This is a genomic window from uncultured Methylibium sp., from assembly GCF_902826655.1.
Taxonomy (GTDB): domain Bacteria; phylum Pseudomonadota; class Gammaproteobacteria; order Burkholderiales; family Burkholderiaceae_C; genus Methylibium.
The window spans coordinates 1-22,579 of sequence record NZ_CADEFR010000040.1; the positions used below are offsets into that span (position 1 = coordinate 1).

Annotated in this window: 20 protein-coding genes and 2 pseudogenes; 10 read left to right on the forward strand and 12 right to left on the reverse strand. The window is 71.8% G+C overall.

Features of this window, described 5'->3' with window-relative positions:
• Window positions 1-481, reverse strand: a 481-nt coding sequence (locus tag QZV97_RS14780; protein WP_295643632.1) for a conjugal transfer protein TraG N-terminal domain-containing protein, incomplete at its 3' end; no start/stop codon positions are given.
• Window positions 482-763: 282 nt separating this feature from the next.
• Here QZV97_RS14780 and QZV97_RS14785 point away from each other — a divergent pair.
• Window positions 764-2,242 carry an IS91 family transposase gene (locus tag QZV97_RS14785; protein WP_054022815.1) on the forward strand — a complete coding sequence of 493 codons (1,479 nt, stop codon included), beginning with the start codon at window positions 764-766 and terminating at the stop codon, window positions 2,240-2,242.
• 302 nt (window positions 2,243-2,544) lie between these two features.
• Here the strand turns inward: QZV97_RS14785 and QZV97_RS14790 are convergent.
• Window positions 2,545-3,036: pseudogene (locus QZV97_RS14790) on the reverse strand (RNA methyltransferase substrate-binding domain-containing protein); the annotation flags it as partial.
• Window positions 3,037-3,159: 123 nt separating this feature from the next.
• On the opposite strand from QZV97_RS14790, the gene QZV97_RS14795 reads away from it, so the two are divergent.
• Together QZV97_RS14795 and QZV97_RS14800 are read left to right on the forward strand one after the other, a co-directional pair.
• On the forward strand, window positions 3,160-3,672 hold the full coding sequence (locus QZV97_RS14795) for a YetF domain-containing protein (protein ID WP_295643636.1): 513 nt from the start codon (window positions 3,160-3,162) through the stop codon (window positions 3,670-3,672).
• Window positions 3,673-3,785: 113 nt separating this feature from the next.
• Window positions 3,786-4,316 (forward strand): hemerythrin domain-containing protein, encoded by a 531-nt coding sequence (locus tag QZV97_RS14800; RefSeq protein WP_295643638.1) that lies wholly within the window; start codon window positions 3,786-3,788, stop codon window positions 4,314-4,316.
• A gap of 69 nt (window positions 4,317-4,385) precedes the next feature.
• Here the strand turns inward: QZV97_RS14800 and QZV97_RS14805 are convergent, their stop codons facing one another.
• Window positions 4,386-6,701: a catalase gene (locus QZV97_RS14805; protein WP_295643711.1), complete on the reverse strand. Its 2,316-nt coding sequence runs from the start codon at window positions 6,699-6,701 to the stop codon at window positions 4,386-4,388.
• A gap of 208 nt (window positions 6,702-6,909) precedes the next feature.
• Between QZV97_RS14805 and QZV97_RS14810 the strand changes: the two genes are divergently transcribed.
• Window positions 6,910-7,377, forward strand: coding sequence for a hypothetical protein (locus QZV97_RS14810; protein ID WP_295643641.1), 468 nt, complete (start codon window positions 6,910-6,912; stop codon window positions 7,375-7,377).
• 569 nt (window positions 7,378-7,946) lie between these two features.
• On the opposite strand, the gene QZV97_RS14815 is transcribed toward QZV97_RS14810, so the two are convergent.
• Window positions 7,947-8,132, reverse strand: a complete 186-nt coding sequence (locus QZV97_RS14815; protein ID WP_293194348.1) for a hypothetical protein — start codon at window positions 8,130-8,132, stop codon at window positions 7,947-7,949.
• Between QZV97_RS14815 and QZV97_RS20925 the strand changes: the two are divergent.
• The 4 genes and pseudogenes from QZV97_RS20925 to QZV97_RS14835 form a co-directional block, all read left to right on the forward strand.
• Window positions 8,073-8,483 (forward strand): annotated as a pseudogene (locus QZV97_RS20925) (transposase zinc-binding domain-containing protein); the annotation flags it as partial. The gene QZV97_RS14815 and the pseudogene QZV97_RS20925 sit on opposite strands and share 60 nt — an antisense overlap.
• Window positions 8,484-8,559: 76 nt before the next feature.
• Window positions 8,560-9,174: an alpha/beta hydrolase gene (locus tag QZV97_RS14825; protein ID WP_295643650.1), complete on the forward strand. Its 615-nt coding sequence runs from the start codon at window positions 8,560-8,562 to the stop codon at window positions 9,172-9,174.
• Between the two features lie 200 nt (window positions 9,175-9,374).
• Window positions 9,375-10,598: a helix-turn-helix domain-containing protein gene (locus QZV97_RS14830; protein ID WP_295643653.1), complete on the forward strand. Its 1,224-nt coding sequence runs from the start codon at window positions 9,375-9,377 to the stop codon at window positions 10,596-10,598.
• Window positions 10,599-10,644: 46 nt separating this feature from the next.
• Window positions 10,645-11,295: a glutaminyl-peptide cyclotransferase gene (locus tag QZV97_RS14835; protein WP_295643656.1), complete on the forward strand. Its 651-nt coding sequence runs from the start codon at window positions 10,645-10,647 to the stop codon at window positions 11,293-11,295.
• A gap of 13 nt (window positions 11,296-11,308) precedes the next feature.
• On the opposite strand, the gene QZV97_RS14840 is transcribed toward QZV97_RS14835, so the two are convergent.
• Window positions 11,309-13,711 carry a winged helix-turn-helix domain-containing protein gene (locus QZV97_RS14840; RefSeq protein ID WP_295643659.1) on the reverse strand — a complete coding sequence of 801 codons (2,403 nt, stop codon included), beginning with the start codon at window positions 13,709-13,711 and terminating at the stop codon, window positions 11,309-11,311.
• A 164-nt stretch (window positions 13,712-13,875) separates the two neighbouring features.
• Between QZV97_RS14840 and QZV97_RS14845 the strand changes: the two genes are divergently transcribed.
• The gene (locus QZV97_RS14845) at window positions 13,876-14,823 is read left to right on the forward strand and encodes a hypothetical protein (protein WP_295643662.1); all 948 of its coding nucleotides are present in this window, start codon (window positions 13,876-13,878) and stop codon (window positions 14,821-14,823) included.
• 37 nt (window positions 14,824-14,860) lie between these two features.
• On the opposite strand, the gene QZV97_RS14850 is transcribed toward QZV97_RS14845, so the two are convergent.
• The 7 genes from QZV97_RS14850 to QZV97_RS14880 form a co-directional block, all read right to left on the reverse strand.
• Window positions 14,861-15,481, reverse strand: coding sequence for a CBS domain-containing protein (locus QZV97_RS14850; protein ID WP_295643665.1), 621 nt, complete (start codon window positions 15,479-15,481; stop codon window positions 14,861-14,863).
• A gap of 107 nt (window positions 15,482-15,588) precedes the next feature.
• Window positions 15,589-16,122, reverse strand: coding sequence for a GNAT family N-acetyltransferase (locus QZV97_RS14855; RefSeq protein WP_295643668.1), 534 nt, complete (start codon window positions 16,120-16,122; stop codon window positions 15,589-15,591).
• Between the two features lie 34 nt (window positions 16,123-16,156).
• The gene (locus QZV97_RS14860; RefSeq protein WP_295643671.1) at window positions 16,157-16,903 is read right to left on the reverse strand and encodes an SDR family oxidoreductase; all 747 of its coding nucleotides are present in this window, start codon (window positions 16,901-16,903) and stop codon (window positions 16,157-16,159) included.
• Window positions 16,904-18,393: 1,490 nt separating this feature from the next.
• Window positions 18,394-19,032 (reverse strand): RNA polymerase sigma factor, encoded by a 639-nt coding sequence (locus tag QZV97_RS14865; RefSeq protein WP_295643673.1) that lies wholly within the window; start codon window positions 19,030-19,032, stop codon window positions 18,394-18,396.
• Window positions 19,033-19,057: 25 nt separating this feature from the next.
• The gene (locus tag QZV97_RS14870; protein WP_295643675.1) at window positions 19,058-19,495 is read right to left on the reverse strand and encodes a DUF3106 domain-containing protein; all 438 of its coding nucleotides are present in this window, start codon (window positions 19,493-19,495) and stop codon (window positions 19,058-19,060) included.
• A 32-nt stretch (window positions 19,496-19,527) separates the two neighbouring features.
• Window positions 19,528-20,661, reverse strand: coding sequence for a DUF1501 domain-containing protein (locus tag QZV97_RS14875; RefSeq protein WP_295643678.1), 1,134 nt, complete (start codon window positions 20,659-20,661; stop codon window positions 19,528-19,530).
• A gap of 5 nt (window positions 20,662-20,666) precedes the next feature.
• Entirely contained in the window at window positions 20,667-22,028 is a 1,362-nt protein-coding gene (locus QZV97_RS14880; protein ID WP_295643681.1) for a DUF1800 domain-containing protein, read from the reverse strand.
• A 182-nt stretch (window positions 22,029-22,210) separates the two neighbouring features.
• On the opposite strand from QZV97_RS14880, the gene QZV97_RS14885 reads away from it, so the two are divergent.
• Window positions 22,211-22,570: a hypothetical protein gene (locus QZV97_RS14885; protein ID WP_295643684.1), complete on the forward strand. Its 360-nt coding sequence runs from the start codon at window positions 22,211-22,213 to the stop codon at window positions 22,568-22,570.
• The last annotated feature ends 9 nt before the right edge of the window (window positions 22,571-22,579 follow it).

A 22,579-nucleotide genomic window follows, 5' to 3' on the forward strand; every position in this document is an offset into this window, starting at 1 on the left:
AGTTCGGATCCTGGAAGGCGACGCCGCCTGTCTCCCGGATGAGGCGGTTGCCGAACATCAGGCCGTTCTTCTCGTAGCTCAGTTCGCTCGGAAGGGCGCCGACACCCGGGATGACCTGGAAGGCCGTCTCGAACAGGCCCGTGAGCGTGTGCCCGACCGTACTGGTGACACTGCCGAGAAAGGCCACGCCGAACGGGACGTTGGCCACCACCTTCACGGCGGATCCGCCGGTCTTGTCGACGACGCCCACGGTCACCCGCGGCACGATGAGGACGGAGAACACCAGCAGCACCGTGGCCAGCCACTTCCAGCCCTGCAGCTTCTCGGGCGCGAAGGCGTAGGCCACCAGCGCCGCGATGAACCCGCAGAAGGCCACGGCGGCGACCGCCGCCATGTAGTCGCCAGAGCCGTGGATGGTTGCCGCAGCGTTGAAGATGCCGAACAGGCTGTCGGCGTTCTGGTAGGCGTAGATCTCCCACATGCGTCGCTCCAGGGGGAGCGTGGATCCTGAAGCGATGTGACGATGGCGTCGGCCAGGAACGACCTCAAAAGCACGGGGATATCGGCACTAAGGTGAACGACGGACTCCCGCCGGGGCTGGCCCACCCCAACCGGCTGCACCCGGTGGAGGGCCATCTTCTTGCACCCACAAGCCCGACCGAAGGGCGATGGCGAGTGCAGGGCGATGCTGGGACGGTAGAGGTCCCCATCGAGTCCTCTGCATGCCGTGCACGCCGCCCGCCAGCCCGGTTCCTTACCCGGCTTGGCCAGCCGGCTCCACTACGAACGCCACCGACCGGAGCAGACCACGCTGTACCGCCTGGTCCAGCAGCATGCGGCCAGCTTCATCGCCCACACCGAGGCCAGCACGGACGCCGAGTTGCCGCGGTTCATCAAGGACGAGTTCGACGCCTTCCTCGAGTGCGGCATCCTGGCGCATGGATTCCTGCGGCTACGCTGCGGCGAGTGCGGCCACGACAAGCTGCTGGCCTTCAGCTGCAAGCGCCGGGGATTCTGCCCCTCTTGCGGCGCCCGGCGCATGTCGCAGACCGCTGCGCACCTGGTCGACCACGTCATCCCGCACGTGCCGGTGCGGCAATGGGTGCTGTCGCTGCCGATCCCGCTGCGCGTGCTGCTGGCCGCGCAGCCGGAACTGGTCACGCCGGTGCTGCAGGTGGTGCAGCGCGTGGTCACGCGACATCTGCTGCGGCAGGCGGGGCTCAAGGCTGACGAAGGTCACGGCGGCGCCGTCACGCTGATCCAGCGCTTTGGCTCGGCCGCCAACCTCAACATCCACCTGCACTGTCTGGTACTGGACGGGGTGTACTGCTGCGACGCCGATGGTTCGCCGGCCTTCATTGAGGCGGATGCGCCCACCGACGACGAATTGCACGCGCTGCTGCAGACCGTCATCGCCCGGCTGATGAAGATGCTCACGCGCCGGGGCGTGCTGGTCGAAGACATGGGCCAGACCTACCTGGCCGAGCCGGATGCCGACGGCGAGGAGGCGCGCACGCTGCGGCCGCTGCAGGCCGCGGCCATCACCTACCGAATCGCCTTCGGGCCGCGCGCCGGGCAGAAGGTGCTGACCCTGAGAGGCGCGATGCCGCGCGAGGACTCGGCCCGCCAGCCGCTGTGCGCCGACATCGACGGATTCAGCCTGCACGCCGCGGTGCGGGTCGAAGCCCATGACCGCAAGCGGCTGGAGCAGCTGTGCCGCTACATCACCCGGCCGGCGCTTTCCGACGAACGGGTGCAGGTCAATGCCGCCGGGCAGGTCGAGCTGAAGCTGAAGACACCGTGGCGCGACGGCACGACGCATCTGGTCTTGAGCCCGCTGGAGTTCATGCAGCGGCTTGCGGCGCTGGTTCCCCGGCCGCGTCTGCATCTCATCAGGTTCCACGGCGTGCTGGCGCCCAACGCCAAGCTGCGGTCCCTGGTGGTGCCGCAAGGGCCCGAGGTGGAGGAACGGGCCACCGCAGCCGTTGCCGCCAGCGAATGCGTGGTCCAGACCGAGACTAACCCGGACCGGCCGGACCGACCGCACCGAATTGCTTGGGCGCGGCTACTCAAGCGCGTGTTCGACATCGACATGCAGCACTGCCCCAACTGCGGCGCCGGGGAGCTCAAGATCATCGCGGCCATCCTGGAGCGACCGGTGATCGAGAAGATCCTGACCCACCTGGGACTGGATCCGCAGCCGCCGCCCAGAGGCCGAGCGCGCGAGGCGCGGCAAGACTGAAGCCGCCTGAGCCGCGTCGACCGTCCCGGACACCGTACACATCACAAAGGGCTGCGCAGCCTGGCGCCAGTGGCCGGTGGCGCTGCGCCCGCGTGCGGACTGGATGGCGGAAAACACAGGGTCAACCCCGAGATCAAGGCCCAACGAGCGCGAGGCGAGCCGTCAGGGCGGGCCGAATCCAGACAAGGCAACGGCCCAGGCGCCAGTTCCAAGCCATCCAGGCAGGCATCGGCTGCCCACCCAGGGCTGAGTCGGGCTTTCCAGGCTTTTCACAGACCAGACCGTTTGAAATTCCTATGCGCCTCCTTCATCTCGCCCAGCGCACGCGCGAGGTTGGTCACCATCAGGTAGGGCATGCTGTCCGCTGCGCCGCTGGCGACCTTGGCGACGGTGGCATTCAGCCCCACGGCGTGGTCCTTCGGCGCGATGACCGCGTGCGCACCGGCGCCGTCGGCCACGCGCAGACAGGCTCCGAGGTTGTGCGGATCCGTCACGCCGTCGAGCGCCAGTACGAGCGCTGCGCCTTGCACCGCGTCCAGCACGTCATCGAGCGAATGGCGCGCCGGCAGCGCGGTCACCCGCGCCACCACGCCTTGGTGGCGCGCACTGCCGGCAAGCTGGCCGAGTCGTTGATCGTCGCTGTCGATCAGCGTCGCGCCCGCCGCCTGGGCACGCGCGAGCAGGTCGCGCATGCGCGCATCGCGCCGCTGCCGGTCGACATGCACCTCGGTCACGGAGTCCGGAGCGACCTTCAGGCGCACGGCGACGGCATGAAACCCATAGAGAAGCGCCATGCAGCATCCTAGCCGGCTCGGGTAGCCCGGCGGCCAGGCTTGCAGGGCAGACGTCCTACACCGCTGCGGCTGCGGCTTTGCTGCAATCGATGCACGCAGCGTGCAGCGGCGTCAGGAGATGTCATGTTCGAACTTTCGATGCCCTGGTGGGAGTTCCCGGTGCGGGCCGCGCTGATCTACGGCGTGCTGCTGCTGCTGATCCGCGTATCCGGCAAGCGCACGGTGGGGCAGTTCACGCCTTTCGACCTGCTGGTGGTGATGCTGTTGAGCGAGTCGGTGTCGAACGGGCTGAGCGGGGGAGACGACTCGGTGACGGGCGGCCTGCTGGCCGCAGCCAGCCTGATCCTGCTCAATGTTGTGGTGGCTGTCGGCACCGCCCGCAGCAGCGGGTTCCAGCAGCTGGTGGAAGGGCGTGCAGTGCTGATCGGCCGCGACGGACAACTCTTCGACGACGTGCTGCGCAAGTCGAACGTGCCGCGCCTGGACGTGGAACGCGCGCTGCGCGAGGCGGATTGCGACTTGAAGGACATGCAGTGCGCCTTCCTCGAGGCCGATGGAAGGGTGAGCATCCTGAAGGAGTCCGCGGGTGCCGTCACCGAGGCAAACGGCTTGACGCATGGCGAGCCCAAGCCATAGGTGCGGTCCTACAGGCGCTGTCGCCGCTGTCCGACGGCAACGGCCTTTGCCAACGCCGAAACTGGCTTTGTCTCCCGCACGGGAGCGCATTCACCCACCTATCGAGGAAACCCATGGCCACCAAATCACCCGCCAAGAAAACGACGAGCGCTCGCACGAGCAAGGCCGCTTCGGACGCGAACGACCCCTTCGAGATGCTGAAGTCCGACCATCGTGAGGTCGAGAAGATGCACAAGGCTTACGAGAAGCTCGTTGAGAGCGAAGCCGATGCCGAGGAGCGCGGCGAACTCGCGGCGCGCATCTGCGCGGCGCTGACCGTGCATGCGACGGTCGAGGAGGAAGTCTTCTACCCGCCGGTGCGCGAAGCCATCGACGACGACGACATCATGGATCACGCCGACGTGGAACACGAAAGCGCGAAGGACCTGATCGCGCAGATCGAGTCGATGGGCCCGGACGACAGCCACTACGACGCCAAGGTCACCGTGTTGTGCGAGTACGTCGCCCACCACGTGAAGGAAGAGGAAGAAGAGATGTTCCCGAAGGCGCGCAAGGCCAAGGGCATCGACTTCGCCGCGTTGGCGCAGGAGATGGCGGCGCGCAAGGCCGAGCTGGAAGCGGAGTACGCCGAGATGGCGTCCTGATCGCCTACCCAAGAATGGAAATGCCGCCGGTGTCCCGGCGGCATTTTTCGTTCGGCGTCGAAGCGGCTCTTACACGCGCGGTGGATCCGTTTCGCGTTCGAAGCGACGCGGGGCACCGATGGCCTTCACGAACCGTTCGATGCCGCCGTCGAGCTGAACTGCATCGACCACCACCAGCGCAGGGTCATCGCCCTGCGGGATGCCAGCCTCGCCGAGCACCTGCGCGCCCGTACCCAATGCCAGCATCGGCTTGCAGTGGCGATACACCGTACGCACGCTGTCCATCAGGTTCGCATCCCCGACCAGCGCCTGCGCAGCCTTCTCGCCATCGGGCAGCACGATGGCGTCGAACAGGAAACCCGGTTCATTCTCGAACGACGCTTCGGCGTCGATCGACTGCCCGTCCGCCGCCGGGATGGGGCCGACGTGCGGCCCGACGAAACGCGGCACGGCCCCTTGCTGCAGCAACGCGTCGCGCACCGCAAGCAGCGAGCGGGCATGCGCGCCCGGCGCAACCATCACGGCGACCTTGCGCGCCTCGATCGAGCCATCACCCGGCCGCGCCATGAGCGACAGTGCGGGGGAGCTGGACACCTCCGGCCGTGCCGGCGTGTCGATGGCGCGCGGCATCGGTTGCGGCAGCGGGTCGATGCCGAGTTTGGCCGCGACCTGGGCGGCCAGTTCCTCCGAAGCGTTGCGCAACGAGGCAACCATGCGCTCACGGATCGCCGGCACGGTGACCTTGCTCAGCTCGAAGCGGAAGGCGGCGGCAATGTGGGCCTTCTCCGCCGGCGTCTGGCTCTCATAGAACAGCGTCGCCTGCGTGTAGTGGTCGGCGAACTTCTCCGGCTTGGCCCGTACTTTGACCTGGGACTCGCTGGCGTTCAAGCGCGCCGCCACCGACACGAAGCCGTGTGCCGCGCCGGCCTGGAACGGACAGCCGCCGGCCAGCGAGTTGGGCTCGTACGACACGCGGCCGCGATGGATCGCCTGGCGGTGCATGCCATCGCGTTGGTTGTTGTGCACCTGGGCGATCGGCGCATTGATCGGCAACTCATGGAAGTTCGGCCCGCCGAGCCGGGACAGCTGCGTGTCGAAGTAGGAGTGAATCCGCCCGGCCAGCAGCGGATCGTTCGAGAAGTCGATGCCGGGCACCACGTTCGCCGTGCAGAACGCCACCTGCTCGGTCTCCGCAAAGAAGTTGTCCGGGTTGCGGTTGAGCACCATGCGCCCGATCGGCCGCACCGGCACCATCTCTTCGGGAATCAGCTTGGTCGCGTCCAGGACGTCGAAGCTGAAAGCCTCGGCTTGCTCCTCGGTGAACACTTGCACCCCGAGCTCCCACTGCGGATAGGCGCCGTTCTCGATCGCTTCCCAGAGGTCGCGTCGATGGAAGTCCGGGTCCGCCCCGGAGATCTTCACCGCCTCGTCCCAGACGAGCGAGTGTGTGCCGGCCTTCGGGTTCCAGTGGAACTTGACGAAGACGGACGCCCCTTCGGCGTTGACGAAGCGGTAGGTGTGAACGCCGAAACCCTGCATCGTGCGCAAGCTGCGCGGAATGGCGCGGTCCGACATCACCCACATCAGCATGTGGGTGGATTCGGGCATCAGCGAAACGAAGTCCCAGAACGTGTCGTGCGCACTCGCGGCCTGGGGCATGGCGTGATGGGGCTCGGGCTTCACGGCGTGCACCAGGTCGGGGAACTTCATCGCGTCCTGGATGAAGAAGACCGGCATGTTGTTGCCGACCAAGTCCCAGTTGCCTTCGTCGGTGTAGAACTTGACCGCAAAACCGCGCACGTCGCGCGCGGTGTCCTTCGAGCCACGTTCACCCGCGACGGTGGAAAAGCGGACGAACACGGGCGTGATCTTCCCGGCCTCCTTGAACGGTGCCGCGCGCGTCAGCTCGGCCAGCGATTCATAGGCCTCGAAGAAGCCGTGTGCCGCCGAACCGCGCGCATGCACGATGCGCTCGGGGATGCGTTCGTGATCGAAGTGGGTGAGCTTCTCGCGCAGGATGAAGTCTTCCAGCAGCACCGGCCCGCGCAAGCCGTCCTTCAGGGAGTTCTGGTTGTCCGCGATCAACACACCCTGGTTGGTGGTGAGCGGGCGCCCCGAGCCGTCAGCGCGTACACGGTCGAGTGTCTCGATCGTCGCGTTCAGGCCTTCCACCGCCATGCTGCCGGTCTTGTCGCTGCCATTGGCTTCGCTCAGCGTGCTCGCCGTGGGCAGCCGCGAGGGCGCATCGGCGGTGTCGCCCTCCTCAGGGTTCAGCCCCGCCTGCAGCCCATGTTCGCCCGCCTTGGCGCTGTTGAACGGCATCCGTGCGGCGAGCTGCTCCGTCTGGGCGCGTTGCTGTGCACCCGCATCGTTCGCCGCAGGCACCGTAGCGCTGCCGCTGTCGGACACCACGGGGGTTTTCTCTTTCGACTTCTTGGCCACAGAGCCTCCTGAAATACAAGCTGTTGAGGGGAAATGGAGCGCGCCTTCAGCGGCTCATTCGACACCCCGCCGGCTCGTTGCCGTGTAGGACAAGAACTCGGCTGCTTGTAGGCGATTTCTCGCAGCGAAGCACCAGCACGGCTGGGGTCATGTGGAGCGCGCTTGCGCTCCACATCGGCATGCTGGCAAGCTCGCGCCGTGCCTGCCATCAAACCCACGCTGCGGCTCGGCCAAGCGGACAAACCTGCCCGTCACGCGGGACGCGTTTCGACGCCGTTACCAGCAGCGCTTCTTCGATCCCGTCTATGCCGCCGAGCAGCCGGCCATCGACCGCCTGGAAGCGCTGGCCTGGCAGGCCTATCAGGACGGCCGCAAGGCGCCGCGCACCGCGCCGGCCGGCAGCGGCTACGCCGACCCTGGCTACGCGCTGTCGAACGAGTGGCGCACCACCGCCGAGGCGCTGCAACAGGCCCAGGCGCACTGGGCCGCGCCCGGCACGCCGTCGCGGGTGCTCGTTGTCTGCGCCAGCCCGCGCAACGACGGCAGCTGCCCGGGCGAGATGTCGAAGACGTGGCGCCTCGCCCAACTCGCGCTCGGGGTGATCGAAGACGAGGCCTGAATCTGCTGGCGAGCGTCGCTTGGTTCGGGCGCAGGTTGTCCCGGTGGAGAAACTGGAAGAGGAGCCTGACGAACCGCGCCCGTCGCTCTTCGATATGTAGCGTCAATGTCCGGCGTGACGCGCGGGTCGCCACCACAACCGCGCGCTCCGCCCGCGCAGATGCTTCCCTTGCCGACCGCACCGCGTTCTCTGAGCGGCTTGCCGTGGCCAGGGAGAGAGGCGATTCGATTTCAATCGACATTGCGCAGGATGCCGAACAGGCTGTCGGCGTTCTGGTAGGCGTAGATCTCCCACATGCGTCGCTCCAGGGGGAGCGTGGATCCTGAAGCGATGTGACGATGGCGTCGGCCAGGAACGACCTCAAAAGCACGGGGATATCGGCACTAAGGTGAACGACGGACTCCCGCCGGGGCTGGCCCACCCCAACCGGCTGCACCCGGTGGAGGGCCATCTTCTTGCACCCACAAGCCCGACCGAAGGGCGATGGCGAGTGCAGGGCGATGCTGGGACGGTAGAGGTCCCCATCGAGTCCTCTGCATGCCGTGCACGCCGCCCGCCAGCCCGGTTCCTTACCCGGCTTGGCCAGCCGGCTCCACTACGAACGCCACCGACCGGAGCAGACCACGCTGTACCGCCTGGTCCAGCAGCATGCGGCCAGCTTCATCGCCCACACCGAGGCCAGCACGGACGCCGAGTTGCCGCGGTTCATCAAGGACGAGTTCGACGCCTTCCTCGAGTGCGGCATCCTGGCGCATGGATTCCTGCGGCTACGCTGCGGCGAGTGCGGCCACGACAAGCTGCTGGCCTTCAGCTGCAAGCGCCGGGGATTCTGCCCCTCTTGCGGCGCCCGGCGCATGTCGCAGACCGCTGCGCACCTGGTCGACCACGTCATCCCGCACGTGCCGGTGCGGCAATGGGTGCTGTCGCTGCCGATCCCGCTGCGCGTGCTGCTGGCCGCGCAGCCGGAACTGGTCACGCCGGTGCTGCAGGTGGTGCAGCGCGTGGTCACGCGACATCTGCTGCGGCAGGCGGGGCTCAAGGCTGACGAAGGTCACGGCGGCGCCGTCACGCTGATCCAGCGCTTTGGCTCGGCCGCCAACCTCAACATCCACCTGCACTGTCTGGTACTGGACGGGGTGTACTGCTGCGACGCCGATGGTTCGCCGGCCTTCATTGAGGCGGATGCGCCCACCGACGACGAATTGCACGCGCTGCACGATTGCCGTCAGCCGCCCGGGCTATGGGCGCAGCGCCGGGCACGATGGAGACCACAGCCCATGTGCCGCAGCGTCCGAACTGCGAGCGCACCTGCGCCGATCCGGATTCGCCCCACCGTACGTACTGGTCGGTCACTCACTCGGCGGGCTCTACCAGTACGCCTATGCGAAGCTCTATCCCAACGACGTCGCGGGCATCGTGCTGCTGGAGCCGACCCACCCGCAGCATTGGCCGCGCATGCAGCAGGAGGCTCCGGCCATGGCGGTGGTCGTGCGAACGGCACGGCTTGCTGCCTTCTCCCCGACGATGCGGCGGGAGTTCGACGACCAGCAGCGCTGCCTGGACAGCCTTGTCTCGTTGCCATCGCCGACAGTGCCGACGCGCGTGCTCGTGCGCGGGCGTTTCGCCCCGCCCGAAGCCGGCGCGTTCGAGAACATGTCGCGAGACCTATGGCGCGACTGGCCGGCGCTGCTGCACACGAGGGGTGTCGAGTCCGTGGAGGGCGCCGGCCACTACATCCAGAAGGACAAACCAGCGGCCGTTGCCGACACCATCCGGGCGGTAGCGACGCCCATGTAATAGGGTTCACGAAGCGCGGAGAGCTGACACCATGTTCTCTTTCGCCGTGCATTTGGGTACCCTGGACCGGGCATTCATCAATGCCCGCTCCTGGCCGCATGCGGACGCTCGCCAGCTGGCTCTGAAGTGTTCAGTCGTGGTTTATCCACCGAGCGTGTAGTCCGCTGACCTTCGACCGCTCAGGCGGTAGCCTCCACCCCGTGGACTCCCTCACCACCGCCGCCGCCCGCGCCCTCGCCACCGGCGACGCCGTTGGCGCCCTGAAGCACGTGGCCCTGCGCGACGATCCGCCCGCGCTGGCGCTGCGTGGCATCGCGATGGCCCAGCTCGGCGAGCTGGTCCGTGCGCGCGATCTGCTGCGCCGCGCCGCGCGCGGCTTCGGTCGGCACGAGGCCGTGGCGCGTGCGCGTTGCGTGGTGGCGGAGGCCGAGGTGGCGCTGGCCTTGCGCGACCTGGGCGGCTCGCCGCGCGGGCTGGCGGCGGCGATCGCCACGCTGGACGCGCGCGGTGATCGTGCCAACGCGCTGCACGCGCGGCTGATCGCGCTGCGCCGCTCGCTGCTGATCGGCCGGCTGGCCGATGCGCAGGCGGCGCTGGCCGACCTGGACGGGGCTGCGCTGCCGCCGGCGCTGCACGCCGTGGCTGCGCTGGCGCAGGCCGAGCTGGCCTTGCGTTCGCTGCGCACCGCGCCCGCGCGCGCCGCGCTGGCCCAGGCGCAGCAGGCCGCGCTGCAGTCGCGCGTGCCCGCGCTCGCGGCCGAGGTGGCCGAGGCGCGCGCCGCACTCGACCGGCCGGCCGCGCGCCGCATCGGCGGTGGGCACGAGCAGCCGCTGCGGCTGGACGAGGTCGAGGCGCTCCAGGCCTCGGGCGCGCTGGTGGTCGATGCCTGTCGCCGTGGCGTGAGGGTCGGCGATGCGTGGATCGCGCTGGCGCGCCGGCCCATCCTCTTCACGCTGGCGCAGGCGCTGGCCGAGGCCTGGCCGGGCGATGCCGATCGCAACGCGCTGATCGCGCGCGCCTTCCGCACGCGCCGGCCCGACGAGACGCACCGCGCGCGCCTTCGCGTGGAAGTGGGCCGCCTGCGCGCGCTGCTGGCGCCGCTGGCGCGCGTGGAGGCCACGGCGCCGGGCTTCGCCTTGCGGCCGATCGGTGAGGCGCCGGTGGTGGTGGTGTTGCTGCCGCCGATCGATGGCGACGCGGCCTCGCTGCTGGCGCTGCTGGCCGACGGCGCGGCGTGGTCGACCTCGGCACTCGCGCTGGCGCTGGGCGAGAGCCAGCGCACGGTGCAGCGCGCGCTGGCCGACCTGCAGGCCGCGGGCCGCGTGCGATCGGTCGGGCGCGCGCGGGCGCAGCGCTGGCTGGCGCCGCCGCTGGCGGGATTCACGACGATCTTGTTACTCCCCGCTGCGCTGCCGCTCACATAGATTGCCTCCATCGGCGCCGCACCGTGCGCCGCAAAAGGAAACCAGGATGAAGCGCAACACCACCCCCGCCGAGATCGTGCGCGAGTACGGTCCCTTCGACGGCGTCACGCAGATCGGCGGCGTCACGCACGACGGCCAGCGCGTCTGGGCCGCCGCCGGCGCCCAGCTGATCGCCATCGACCCGGCCAGCGGCGAGGTCGCGGCCACGCTGCCGCGCGCCGCCGATGCCGGCACCGCCTTCGATGGCAAGCACCTCTACCAGATCGCCGAGTCGCGCATCGACAAGATCGACCCCGCCACCGGCGAGGTGCTGGCCACCATCCCCGCTCCGGGCCAGGGCCGCGACTCGGGCCTGGCCTGGGCCGAGGGCAGCCTGTGGGTCGGCCAGTACCGCGACCGCAAGATCCTGCAGATCGACCCGCAGACCGGCGCGGTGCTGCGCAGCATCGAGTCCAACCGCTACGTCACCGGCGTCACCTGGGTCGACGGCGAGCTGTGGCACGGCACCTGGGAGGGCGAGGAGAGCGAGCTGCGCCGCATCGACCCGCAGACCGGCGCCGTGCTGCAGCAGCTGCAGATGCCGCAGGGCGTCTTCGTCAGCGGGCTCGAGTCGGATGGAGCCGGGCTCTTCTACTGCGGCGGCGCCACCAGCGGCAAGGTCCGCGCGGTTCGGCGGCCGGCGCGCGCCGCGGCCTGAAGCCGGGCCGCCCTCAGCCTTCGCGGGCCAGCCACCGCTCCAGCTCGCGCATCACCTCGGAGAAGTCGGCGGCGCGGCCCGCCGCTTCGGCCGCGTCGAAGGCGGCGTCGCCCAGCGCCTGGCGCGACGCCGCCAGCAGCGGCTCGACATGCTCCATCTCCCCCGGCTCGTGCCGGTAGCCCCAGGCCAGCAGCTGCCGGTCGGCGGCGCCCCAGAAGCGCGCCGCGGTCGCGTGCTCGCCCCGGCGCGATGCCAGGCCGACCGCGGCTTCCAGCAGGTCGGCGCCGACCTTCTCGTCGCGCGCCAGCGGCAGGCATTCGGCGGCGTGCTCGCGGGCCCGCTGCAGCTCGCCGCGCGCCACCAGCACGCGGATCAGGTTGTCCAGCAGGACCACCTGGCCGACCCGGCCGACGTGCCCGCGCGCCCACGCCAGCGCCTCCACGTAGCAGCGCTCGGCGGCCTCGAGCTGCCCGGTGCGATGCCGCACCGAGCCGATGTTGTTGAGCAGCGTGAACAGCAGGACGCCGTCGTCCAGCTGCCGGGCCAGGGCCAGCGCTTCTTCCTTGGCCTGCAGCGAGGCCTCGTCGCGGCCCAGGCTGCCCAGCGCCGAGCCGACCGCATTGAGCGCCCAGGCCAGCGGCTGCGGCGCGCCGATCTGCCGGGCGGCGGCCAGCGCCTGCTGCGCATAGGTCAGCGCTTCTTCGTAGCGGCCGCGGAACTCGCTCATGCGGGTGAGCGCGAGCAACGCGCCCTGGCGCGCCGGCGTGGCGGCGGCCGCGCGGTCGTGGTCCAGCACGGCGCGCGTCAGGCGGTAGCCCGACTCCACGCTGTTCCAGCCCCAGTAGTAGCCGGTGGCGGCGGCCAGCCGCAGGCCGGGCTGCGGGTCGAGCGCGCCTTCGCAGCACCAGCCCAGCGCGACGACCAGGTTCTCGTGCTCCTGCTTGAAGCGGCCCATCCACGCGTCCTGCCCGGGCCCGCGCACCTGCGGCTCGGCCTCTTCGGCCATCGCGATGAAGTGCGCCACGTGCCGGCCGCGCGCGGCGTCGGCTTCGCCCAGCTCGGCCAGGCGCTCCAGCGCGTACTGGCGCACGGTCTCGAGCATGCGGTAGCGCGGGGCGCCGCCGGCCGCGTCGCGGTCGACGGTGAGCAGCGACTTGTCGTGCAGCGCGGTCAGCAGCGCCAGCGCCTCGTAGTCGTCGGCGGTCTGCGCGACGTCGGCCGCCGCCTGCAGCGTCCAGCCGCCGGCGAACACCGCCACCTGGCGCAGCATGCGCTGCTCGGCCGCCGTCAGCTGCTCGTAGCTCCACTGCATGGCCGCGCGCAGGGTCTGGTGGCGCGGCACGGCGCGGTGGCCGCCGGTCAGCAGCCGGAAGCGGTCGTCCAGGCGCTGGGCGATCTCGGCGATCGACAGCATCGTGACCCGCGCGGCCGCCAGCTCCAGCGCGAGCGCGATGCCGTCGAGGCGCCGGCAGATCTCGGCCAGCGGCGCGGCGCCGGCGGCGTCGACCTCGAAGTCGGGCCGCAGCAGCCGGGCGCGGTCGACGAACACGCGCGCCGACTCGGTGGCCAGCACCGAGCCCAGGTCGTCGGTGGTCGGCAGCGACAGCGAGCGCACCGGATAGAGCTGCTCGCCGCTGACGCCCAGGGCCTCGCGGCTGGTGGCCAGGATCGTGAGGCGACCCGGCCCGGCCAGCAGCGCCTCGGCCAGCGCGGCCGCGCCTTCGATCACGTGCTCGCAGTTGTCCAGCACCAGCAGCAGGTGGCGCGCGGCCAGGTGTTCGCGCAGGCGTGTCAGCAGCGGCGCGTCGCCTTCGTCGGGCAGACCCCACACGGCGGCGCAGGCGGCAGCCACGCGCCCGGCGTGCTGCAGCGGCGCAAGGTCGACGAAGCACACGCCGTCGGCGTAGGCCGCGGCCTGCTGCTGCGCGAAGCGCAGCGCCAGGCGCGTCTTGCCGCAGCCGCCGATGCCGGTGAGCGTGAGCAGGCGCGTCGCCGGCACCAGGCGCGCCAGGTCCGCCAGCGCCGCCTCGCGGCCGATGAAGCGGGTGTGCCGATCCGGCAGGGTGGGGCGCGGGCCCGGCGGCGGCGCGTCCGGCGTCGGGGCCGGCGCCTGGCGCCGCGCGGTGAGGCGGTAGCCGTAGCCGGGCAGGGTGGCGATGGCCTGCGCGCCGAGCAGCTTGCGCAGACTGCCGACCTGGGTGGCGATGTTGTGCTCTTCCACCACCAGGCCGGGCCAGACGAGGTCCAGCAGCTCCTGCTTGGTGACCAGGCGCTCGTGGCGCTGCGCCAGCACCAGCAGCAGGTCGAAGGCACGGCTGCCCAGCGACACCGGCTGCCCGCGCACGCGCAGCTGGCGCTCGGCGGCGTGCAGCTCGAAGTCGTCGAAGCGCAGCGGGTCGTCGGTGGCCGTGGGCAAGGGCGGTCTCCCGTTCGGGCAGTCAGGCGGTCGGTCGACGCCGTTTGAAAACGCTTGAACCTGCCTTGAAGACGCCGCGCCGGCCGCTTGCGCAGAGTGTGCAACAGGCGTCGACCGATGCCGGCACCGCCTGCCCTTCCTCCCACATTCAAGGAGCCACCGCCATGTCGCACGCCACCTCGCACTCGACCGATTCCGCCCGCTACGCCAAGTGCGTCGAGGTCTCCAAGCGCATCCGCTGGGACACCGACCGCGACGTGATCCGCGGCCGCGCCTTCGACTTCGGCCGCAAGTTCCTGCCCGACGGGCTGTCGATGGTGGCGCGGCTGCCGTTCCTGAGCCCCGACGAGCAGCGGCTGTTCTCGCAGGTGCAGGGCCGCACCTACGCCAACATGTTCGCGCTGGTCGAGCGCTTCATCGGCGCCAAGGTGCTGGAACTGAGCCGCGGCCACTGGCTCGGCGACCAGGTCGCGCTCGAGGCGCTGGTGCGCCTGACCGACGAGGAGCTCAAGCACCAGGAGATGTTCCGCCGCCTCGAGACGATGATGGCGCCCGGCATGCCCGCCGGCTACCGCTTCCTGCCGCAGCCCAACGACGTGGCGCAGGCGGTGCTGGCCGCGTCGAGCTGGGCGGTGCTGGCGCTCGTCACCGACATCGAGCTGTTCTCGCAGGCGCACTACCGCAGCAGCATCGAGCCCGAGCAGCAGATCGATCCGCTGTGGAAGGACGTGTTCCTGTTCCACTGGAAGGAGGAGTCGCAGCACGCGATCCTCGACGAGATCGAGTGGCTCAGCGAGAACGCCCGGCTCGACGCGGCGCAGCGCGATCAGGCCGTGAGCGAGCTGATCGGCCTGGTCGCGGCGGTCGACGGCATCGTGCAGATGCAGGCCCGGGCCGACGCCGACTACTTTGCGCAGGCGGCCGGCCGCTCCTTCGATGCGGCGCAGGCGGCCGCCCTGCACGCCACGATGCTGCGGGCCTACCGCTGGCAGTACGTCGTGAGCGGGGTGCAGGACCCGCGCTACGGCGAGCTGCTGGGCTCGATGCTGAATGCCGAGCAGGGCGCGCGCATCCAGGCGGCGCTGGCGCCGATCGTCGGCGCGGTGCACTGAGGCCGCACGCACCGACCCGAGCGACCCGAGCGAGCCGTCAGGACGACAGCATCCGCCCCAGCTCGGCAAAGCTGTGCGCGATCTCCGGCACCTCGATGGGCCGGCCGAGCTGGCGCTGGATCTGCGTGCGCGACAGCACGCCGCGCACGCGCGGGCCGGCGGCGCCGTCGGGCTGGTCGACCACCAGCAGGTGGTTGCGGCCGTGGTGCACCAGCGTCTCGACCACGTGCGCGACGCGCGCCTGGCGCAGGTCGGCCAGCGCGATGGCGTCGATATCGGCCAGCGGCGTCATCACGTCGGCGGCGGTCAGCTCGTCGTGGCGCAGGCCGCGCTGCTGCACGCGCTGCATCGGGCGGTCGCCGTAGAGGTCGGTGGTGGTGATCAGGCCCTCGACGACGGGGCTGTCGCCGACGACGAAGAGCATGCGCACGCCGGCCTCGATCATCTGGCGCTCGACGTCGCGCAGGCGCGTGCGCGGCGCGGTGATGACGGCCTTGACCAGGGTGAGGTCGGTCATCACGTCGAGCGCCGGCGAGTCGGGCGTGACCGGTCCGATGGGGCCGAGGCCGGCCTGGGCCAGCGCCGCGCCGGCGCCGAGCAGGCGCGTCGGCAGCAGGCCGGCGTTCGAGGAGCGAGACGACGCGAGCGCCATGTCCATGCAAGCCTCCTTGCCGCGCGAGGCCCACAGACAGCGTGGGGCGGCGGCAGGCGAACCTTACTCCTGCGCCGGCGCGGAGTCACCCTCCGGGCCCAGGGGGCCGAGGGCTAGAGGTGCTTGTAGAAATAGGTCGTGCTGCACAGCGGCCCGTCGGGCATCAGCGCGTAGTGCGGGATCTCGCCCACGCGCTGCCAGCCGGCGCGCTGGTACAGGCGCTCGGCGTCGCCGCCGGTCACGGTGTCCAGCACCAGCACGGTCTTGCCTGCGCCGCGCGCCGCGTCGTCGGCCGCCGCCATCAGCTGCTGCGCCACGCCGCGGCGGCGCGCGCTGCGGTGCACCAGCATCTTGGCCACGTCGGCGCGGTGCGGCTGGTTGTCGGGCTGCGCGGTGATCAGCTGCACCGTGCCGACGATGCGGCCGGCCGCGTCCTCGGCCACCAGCAGCACGCGCTCGCCGCGCGCCACGCCGTCGGCCACGCCGCGCCAGAAGGCCAGTGCCTTGTCGCGCGGCAGCGGCCACATGAAGCTGACCGAGGCGCCGCCCTCGACGCAGTCGAGCAGCACCTCGGCCAGCGGCTCGACGCAGGCCTGGGCGTCGGCGGGCGCGACGCGGCGGACGGTGACGGGGGAGGTCGTGTTCATGGCCGCAGCTGGAAGCATGGGCGATGCCAGGGGGCTACCACTTCTCGCCCCACGGCCGCAGGTCCAGCTCGTGCGTCCAGGCGTTGCGCGGCTGGCGGTGCAGCTGCCAGTAGTTCTCGGCGATGGCGTCGGGGTCGAGGAGGCCGTCCTCGGGCTTCAGCGCGGCGTAGCGCTCCGGAAAGTTCTGCGCGGTGAAGGCGGTGTCGATCATGCCGTCGACGACGACGTGGGCGACGTGCAGGCCCTGGGGGCCCAGCTCGCGCGCCATGCTCTGCGCCAGCGCGCGCAGCGCGTGCTTGGCCCCGGCGAAGGCCGCGAAGCCGGCGCTGCCGCGCATGCTGGCGGTGGCGCCGGTGAAGAGGATCGTGCCGCGGCTGCGCGGCAGCATCGCCCTGGCGACCTCGCGCCCGACCAGGAAGCCGGCCAGCGCCCCCATCTCCCAGACCTTGCGGTAGACGCGCTCGGTGGTGTCGGCGATGCCGAAGCGCACGTTGCCGCCGACGTTGAAGACCGCGACCTCGATGGGGGCGATCTCGCGCTCGATGTGCTCGACCAGCGTGGCGACCTGCTGCTCGTCGCGCGCGTCGGACCCGAAGGCGTGCGCCGTGCCGCCGTCGGCGCGGATGCGCCGGACCAGCGGCTCCAGCTTGTCGGCGCTGCGACGGGTGACGCAGGCGATCAGGCCCTCGCGGGCGAAGCGCCGGGCGATGGCGCCGCCGGTGGCGTCGCCGGCGCCGACCACCAGCACGGCGCCGCGACGGGCGGCCGGGTTCGGGTTCATCGTCGTGTCTCCAGATCGTTGTTCTGCCGCCCAGGGTAGCAGCGGCGTGGTTTGCCGGACGCGCCTGCAGAAGCCCCACGCCGGGCGGCGGCCCGCCGCGCCGACAACACTTCTCGCAAATCGTTACGCCTGCGGGCTCCAGCGCGCCAGGGGCGGTTCCGAAAACCGGACATCGAAGCTGAAAGAGCGGCCGATCCCGGGCCGCCCGAGTGGGAGCCCGTCATGTCGATCCAGTCCCTGTCCTCCGCGTCGTGCAGCGTCTACTCGGCGCCGCGCGCCGAAAACCTGCGCCGCCCGCAACACGCCGAGCGCGACGAGTCCGGCCGCGGCTGCGGCGAGCCGCCGCGCCCGGAGCGCCGCCACGGCGGCATGGGCGCACTGTTCGACGCGCTGAGCGAAGAACTGCGCGCGCTGGCCCGGCCTGCGGCAGAACCCAAGCCCGCCGAAGCGGCCGCCGGGACGAAGCCGGTGGCGACCGACGCCAGGCCCGTGGCCGACACGCCGGCCGCCGACAAGACCGAGCCCGCGAAGGAGGCCAGGGACTGCGCCTGCGTCGACGAGGCCAAGGAGAAGAAAGAGAAGCAGCCCGACCTGCGCACCGCGCTGAAGGACTTCACCGAGGCGCTGTTCGACAGCCTGCGCGAGCTGGCCGGCGACAGCGGTCGCGGTCACGGTTGCCACGGGCGCGGCCATGGCTGGGGTCGTGGCGGCATGTCCAGCCTTGCCGATCGCATCGAGGCGCTGGCGCAGAAGCTGGCTGCCGGTGCCGCGCCGGCTGCGCCCACGACTCCCGCTCCGTCTCCGTCCCCGGCTCCGCAACCGCCGGCCGTGACGCCGGCACCGCAGGCCCCGGTCGCGACGACCGAGGTCGCCGCGACTGTCGCTGCGCCCGCCGCCCAGCCCGTCTCGGACACCATCCAGGTCGATCCGACGCCGCTGGTCGCCAAGGCCGAACCCTCCGACCTGGAGGAGAGCTTCGCGTCGCTGTGGAAGGCGCTCGATCCGGATCGCCTGAAGAAGGAAGAGGGCGGCAGCCTGAGCGAGCTGCTGGCCTTCCTGCGCCGCATGGCCGATCGCCTGGACGGCGATCACCCGGGCAAGGGCGGCACCGGTCAGCTGGTCGACACCGTCGCCCGACGATGCCGCAGCGGCCGGGCGAGGCTACATCTCGCCGGCCGCCATCTGCGACAGCACGTCGAGCTGCAGCAGTTCTTCCATCGCCGGGTCGGGCCGCTGCAGCCACAGGCCCAGCGCCAGCGCGCCGCCGAGCGCCAGCCCGGTCGCACCGATCAGCCAGGGCCGCAGGCCGGCGCGGCCGACCAGCGCGCGCACGGCGCCGCGGCCTTCGGACTGCGCCGACGCACCGTCGTGACGGCTGCGCCACTGAGACAGCACGCGCTGGTTCAGCGCCGCGAGTTCGGCGTCGTCGGGCGCCAGTGCGGCGCGCAGCTGTTGCTGCAACAGGGTGTCGTCGGGGTCGTGCTTCGGATTCATGAGGCGCCTCCTTCGAGGTGCGCGCGCAGCGCCTGCCGCGCGCGGTGCAGCAGTTGGTGTGCGGCGTTGGGATCGAGTTCCAGGCTGCGCGCGATGTCGGCCACCGAGGCGTCGGCATAGGCCCACATCGCGACCGCCATGCGCTGGCGCGCCGGCAGCCGGCCGAGGGCCGCTCGCAGACGGGCCTGGGTCGTGCCGGTGCTGAGCGCCGCGTCGTCGTGCGGCGCTTCGAGCGCGGACGCGTCGGCATGCGCGGCGTCGTGCAGCTCGGTCAGCGCCTCGTGCTCGGTGGCCTGCTCGCGTCGGCCGCCCAGCAGGCTGCGGCAGCGGTTGATGACGATGGTGTTGAAGTAGGTCGAGAGCTTCGCGCCCTGGGTGTCGCTGGGCGCGCTGCGCCACAGGCGCAGGAAGGCGTCCTGCACCGCGTCCTCGGCGTCTTCGCGGCGGCCGACCAGCTGGATCGCCAGGCCGTAGGCCTGCGGGGTCAGCTCGCGCACCAGCCGCGAGGCGCTGGCCGCCTGGCCGTCGCAGGCCTCGCGCCACAAGCGCCAGTCGTCGCCGGCCACGGGCGCGGCGCGCAGCGCGCGCGCCGCGGCACCGCCCAGCCAGCCGCTCAGGCGCGACACGCGGTCCATCCTTGCGGGTCCTTGGTCGATGCCATCAGCGTTCGAGTTTTTCGCGCAAGGCGGCGCGCTCTTCCGGCGTCAGCTTCTCCAGCATCTGCCGGCGTTGCTGCAGCAGCTGGCGACGCTCTTCGGGCGTCATGGCCTGCACGCGGGCGCGGCGTTCGCGCTGCAGGGCGGCGCGCTCCTCGGGCGTCAGCTGCTGCCAGCGCTCGCGTGCCTGGCCGGCGAGGGCCTGGCGCTCCTCGGGGCTCAGGTTCTCGAGCCGCTCGCGCAGCGCGCGGCGGAAGGCGGCGCGCTGCTCGGGCGTGGCCTGCTGCAGCTGCTGCTTGAGCTCGGCGCGGCGCGCGGCCTGCTCGGCCGGGCTGAGGCGCGCCCAGGCCTGAGGGTCGGGCACCTCGACGGCGAGCGCGTGCAGGCCAGGCCAAGCCAGCAGGGAGGCGAGGGCGAGCGGAATGAAGCGTGGAAGCGGCATGGTGCGAGCGTGTCGTGTCGGAGGGCGTGGCGTCAAGCGCGCCACAGGTCGGTCAAGGGACGCGGCGTGCCGGGCAGCACGTCTTGCGCGAGTCGCGCGCCCGACAGGCCGAACTGGCGTTGCAGCACCGGCCCGATCAGCGCGCGCAGGTCCAGCGTCGGGCGCAGATCGCGGCCGTCGAGCAGCTGGGCCCGCGCGAGGCCGGGCCAGTCGGCCTGCACGCGGCCGCCGGCGACCTGGCCGCCGGCGACGAAGGCGACGCCGCCGGTGCCGTGGTCGCTGCCCTGGCTGCCGTTGAGCACGGCCGAGCGTCCGAACTCGGTCATCACCAGCACGGTGGTGGTGGCCCAGCAGCGTTCGCCGAGCGCGGCGCGCAGCGCGGCCAGGCCGTCGTCCAGGCTGCCCAGCAGGCGCGCCAGCCGCGGCGCCTGCTGCGTGTGGGTGTCCCAGCCGCTGGTGTCGAGCCAGGCGACCGACGGGCCGTCGGGCGCGGCGAGAAAGCGTCCGGCCTGGGTCGCCAGCGCGACGAAGCCGGCGCCGCCGGCGGCCGGGGCCATGCTGCCGCTGCGCTGTTCCAGCGCCTGGCGGAACATCGGGCCGAGCTGCGGGTCGGCGTCGTAGAGCTGGCCGACGCGCGCCAGCAGGTCGTCGTCGGCCGGCGCCTCGCGCGTCGGCGCCCAGCTGCTGGCGCCGGACGCGCCGCGCAGCGCGAGCGGCAGTGCCGGGCTCAGCGCGACGCCGCGACCGCCTGCGGCCTGCAGCGCGCGGCCGAGCCAGCCGGTCGACAGCTCGAAGGGCCGGGTGCCGCCGCTTTCGAGCAATTGCTGCGCGTCGAAGTGCGAGCGCTCGCGATAGGGGCTGGCGACCGCATGCACGATGCGCAGCGTGCCTTCGCCGTACCAGCGATGCAGCTGCGCGAGGCGCGGGTGCAGCGCGAACGGGCCGTCGAGCGGCAGCGGCGACGCGTCGCCCGCAGCGGCCGGACGCAGCGCGGCCCAGGCCGGATCGCCGACCGCCGGCACGGCGGCCAGGCCGTCGAGCGCGCCGCGCAGCATCACGACCGCGAGGCGTTGCTCGCCGTGGGCCGGTGCGGCCGCGAAGGCGAGCCGAGCGCTGCCGAGGCTGGCGGCGGTGAACTGGAGAAGTCGGCGGCGCGACAGGCTCATGCGCGTCATCTCCACTGCATCTCGGGGCTCGCCAGCAGCAGGGCCAGCGCCTGCGTGCCGCTGTCGGCGCGCTCGACCTGGCGGCGCGTGGCGGCGCCGAGGTCATCGCCCCAGGCCAGCGCGGCCAGGGCGCGGGCGTCGGCACGGTCGGCGTGCTCGGCGGCCAGCGCGGCGGCCCACTCGACGCGCTTGTAGAGCGCGTCCGGCGCCAGCCAGTCCTCGCGGCGATCGGGCCAGCCCTGGGGCGACGGCGCGCGGCCGGCCGGCTGGCCCATCTGCGCGAGTTCGAGCGCGAGCTTCTCGGTGCGCACGATGGGCAGCTTGAGCAGCCGGTGCGAGGCGATCAGCAACTCCTCGGGCCGCCGGAACTTGGGCGCCGTGTCGCTGCGCCAGGCCAGGTCGTGGTCGAACAGCGTGCGCGCGACCGCGCCCAGGTCGCCGTCGCTGGCGACGAAGCGCGCGGCCAGCGCATCGACCAGCGCGGCCGGCGGGTCGTCGGCGACGAAATGTCGCGCCAGCTTGGTGGCGACGAAGCGCGCGGTGGACGGGTGGCGCGACAGGTCTTCGAACAGCGCGTCGACCGCCTCGGGGCCCTCGCGGTAGACGCGGCCGAGCACGCGCTTGGGGCCGGGCTCGTGCAGCGCCGGCTGGAACACCGTCTTCATTTCGTCGTCGCGCGTCACGGTCCAGCCGGTCAGCAGGCGCGCCAGCTCGGTGACGTCGGCCTGGGTGTAGCCGCCATGCACGCCGAGCGTGTGCAGTTCCAGCAGCTCGCGCGCGAGGTTCTCGTTGAGGCCGCGCTCGCGACGCCGGCCGGCGCGCGAGCCGGGGCCGATCGACTGCGCGTTGTCCAGGTAGATCAGCATCGCCGGGTGCAGCGTCGCGGCGCGCAGCATCGCCGCGAAACGGCCGGTCGCGTGCGGGCGGATCGCCTCGCGCTCGTGCGGCCAGACCATGCCGAGCATCGCGCCCTTGGTGGACGCGACGCAGAAGTGGTTGGACCAGAACATCACCCAGCGCTCGAACACCGGCGTGCCGCTGGCCACGGCGTGCTGCCAGCGGCGCTGCAGCGCGTCGAGGCCGGCACGACGCAGCGCGCGGCGGTCGGGGTCCGCCGGCTCGGGGCGCGCCGGGGTCATCGTCCCGGGTGTCGCCGCGACGGCGTCCGGCGCGGCGGCCATCAGCGCCCGGCGCAGCACGCGGCGCGTCAGCGGGCCGACCTCGGCGCTGCCGAGCAGGCCGCGATCGTCGAGCGGCTCGGGCGCGCCGAACTGCACCTGCACCCAGCCGCGCGGATCGGCGCGCAGGCCGGCGAGGCCGGTCTCGGCGAAGCCGAAGCGGTGGGCGGCGAGGGTGGCGGCTTGCATGGCGGGCGGGGGGCGACGCTGCTTGAACCACCGGCAGGCCGGGCTCTTACGGTCAGCCGAGCGAATCGCTCGGGATTGCGGCGCGGGCCGTAAGCGCCGGCGGCCGGCGGCGGTTCAAGCGGCACATGGATCCGGCTTCAGGGCCGGCCCGTGCCCCCCGAACGACTACTCAGGAGTCCCGCATGTCCCCGATGAAGAGCCCCGCTTTCACGCTGATCGTCCTTGGCTTCGCGCTGGCCGCTGCGGCCGGCATGGCGTCGGCCCAGACCACGCCGGCCCAGGCCGCGGCCGAGCAGCGCGTCGACAACCGCCAGGACCGCCAGGAGCAGCGCATCGAGAACGGCATCCAGTCCGGCGCGCTGACGAAGCCCGAGACGCGCCGCCTGGGCCGCGAGCAGGCGCGCATCACGCGGGCCGAGGCGCGCGCCGAGGCCGACGGCAAGGTCACCGGCCGCGAGGCGGCGGCGCTGGAGAAGCGCCAGGACCACGCCAGCCGCCACATCGCGCGCGCCAAGCACGACCGCCAGACGCGCAAGCCGTGACGCCCGCCT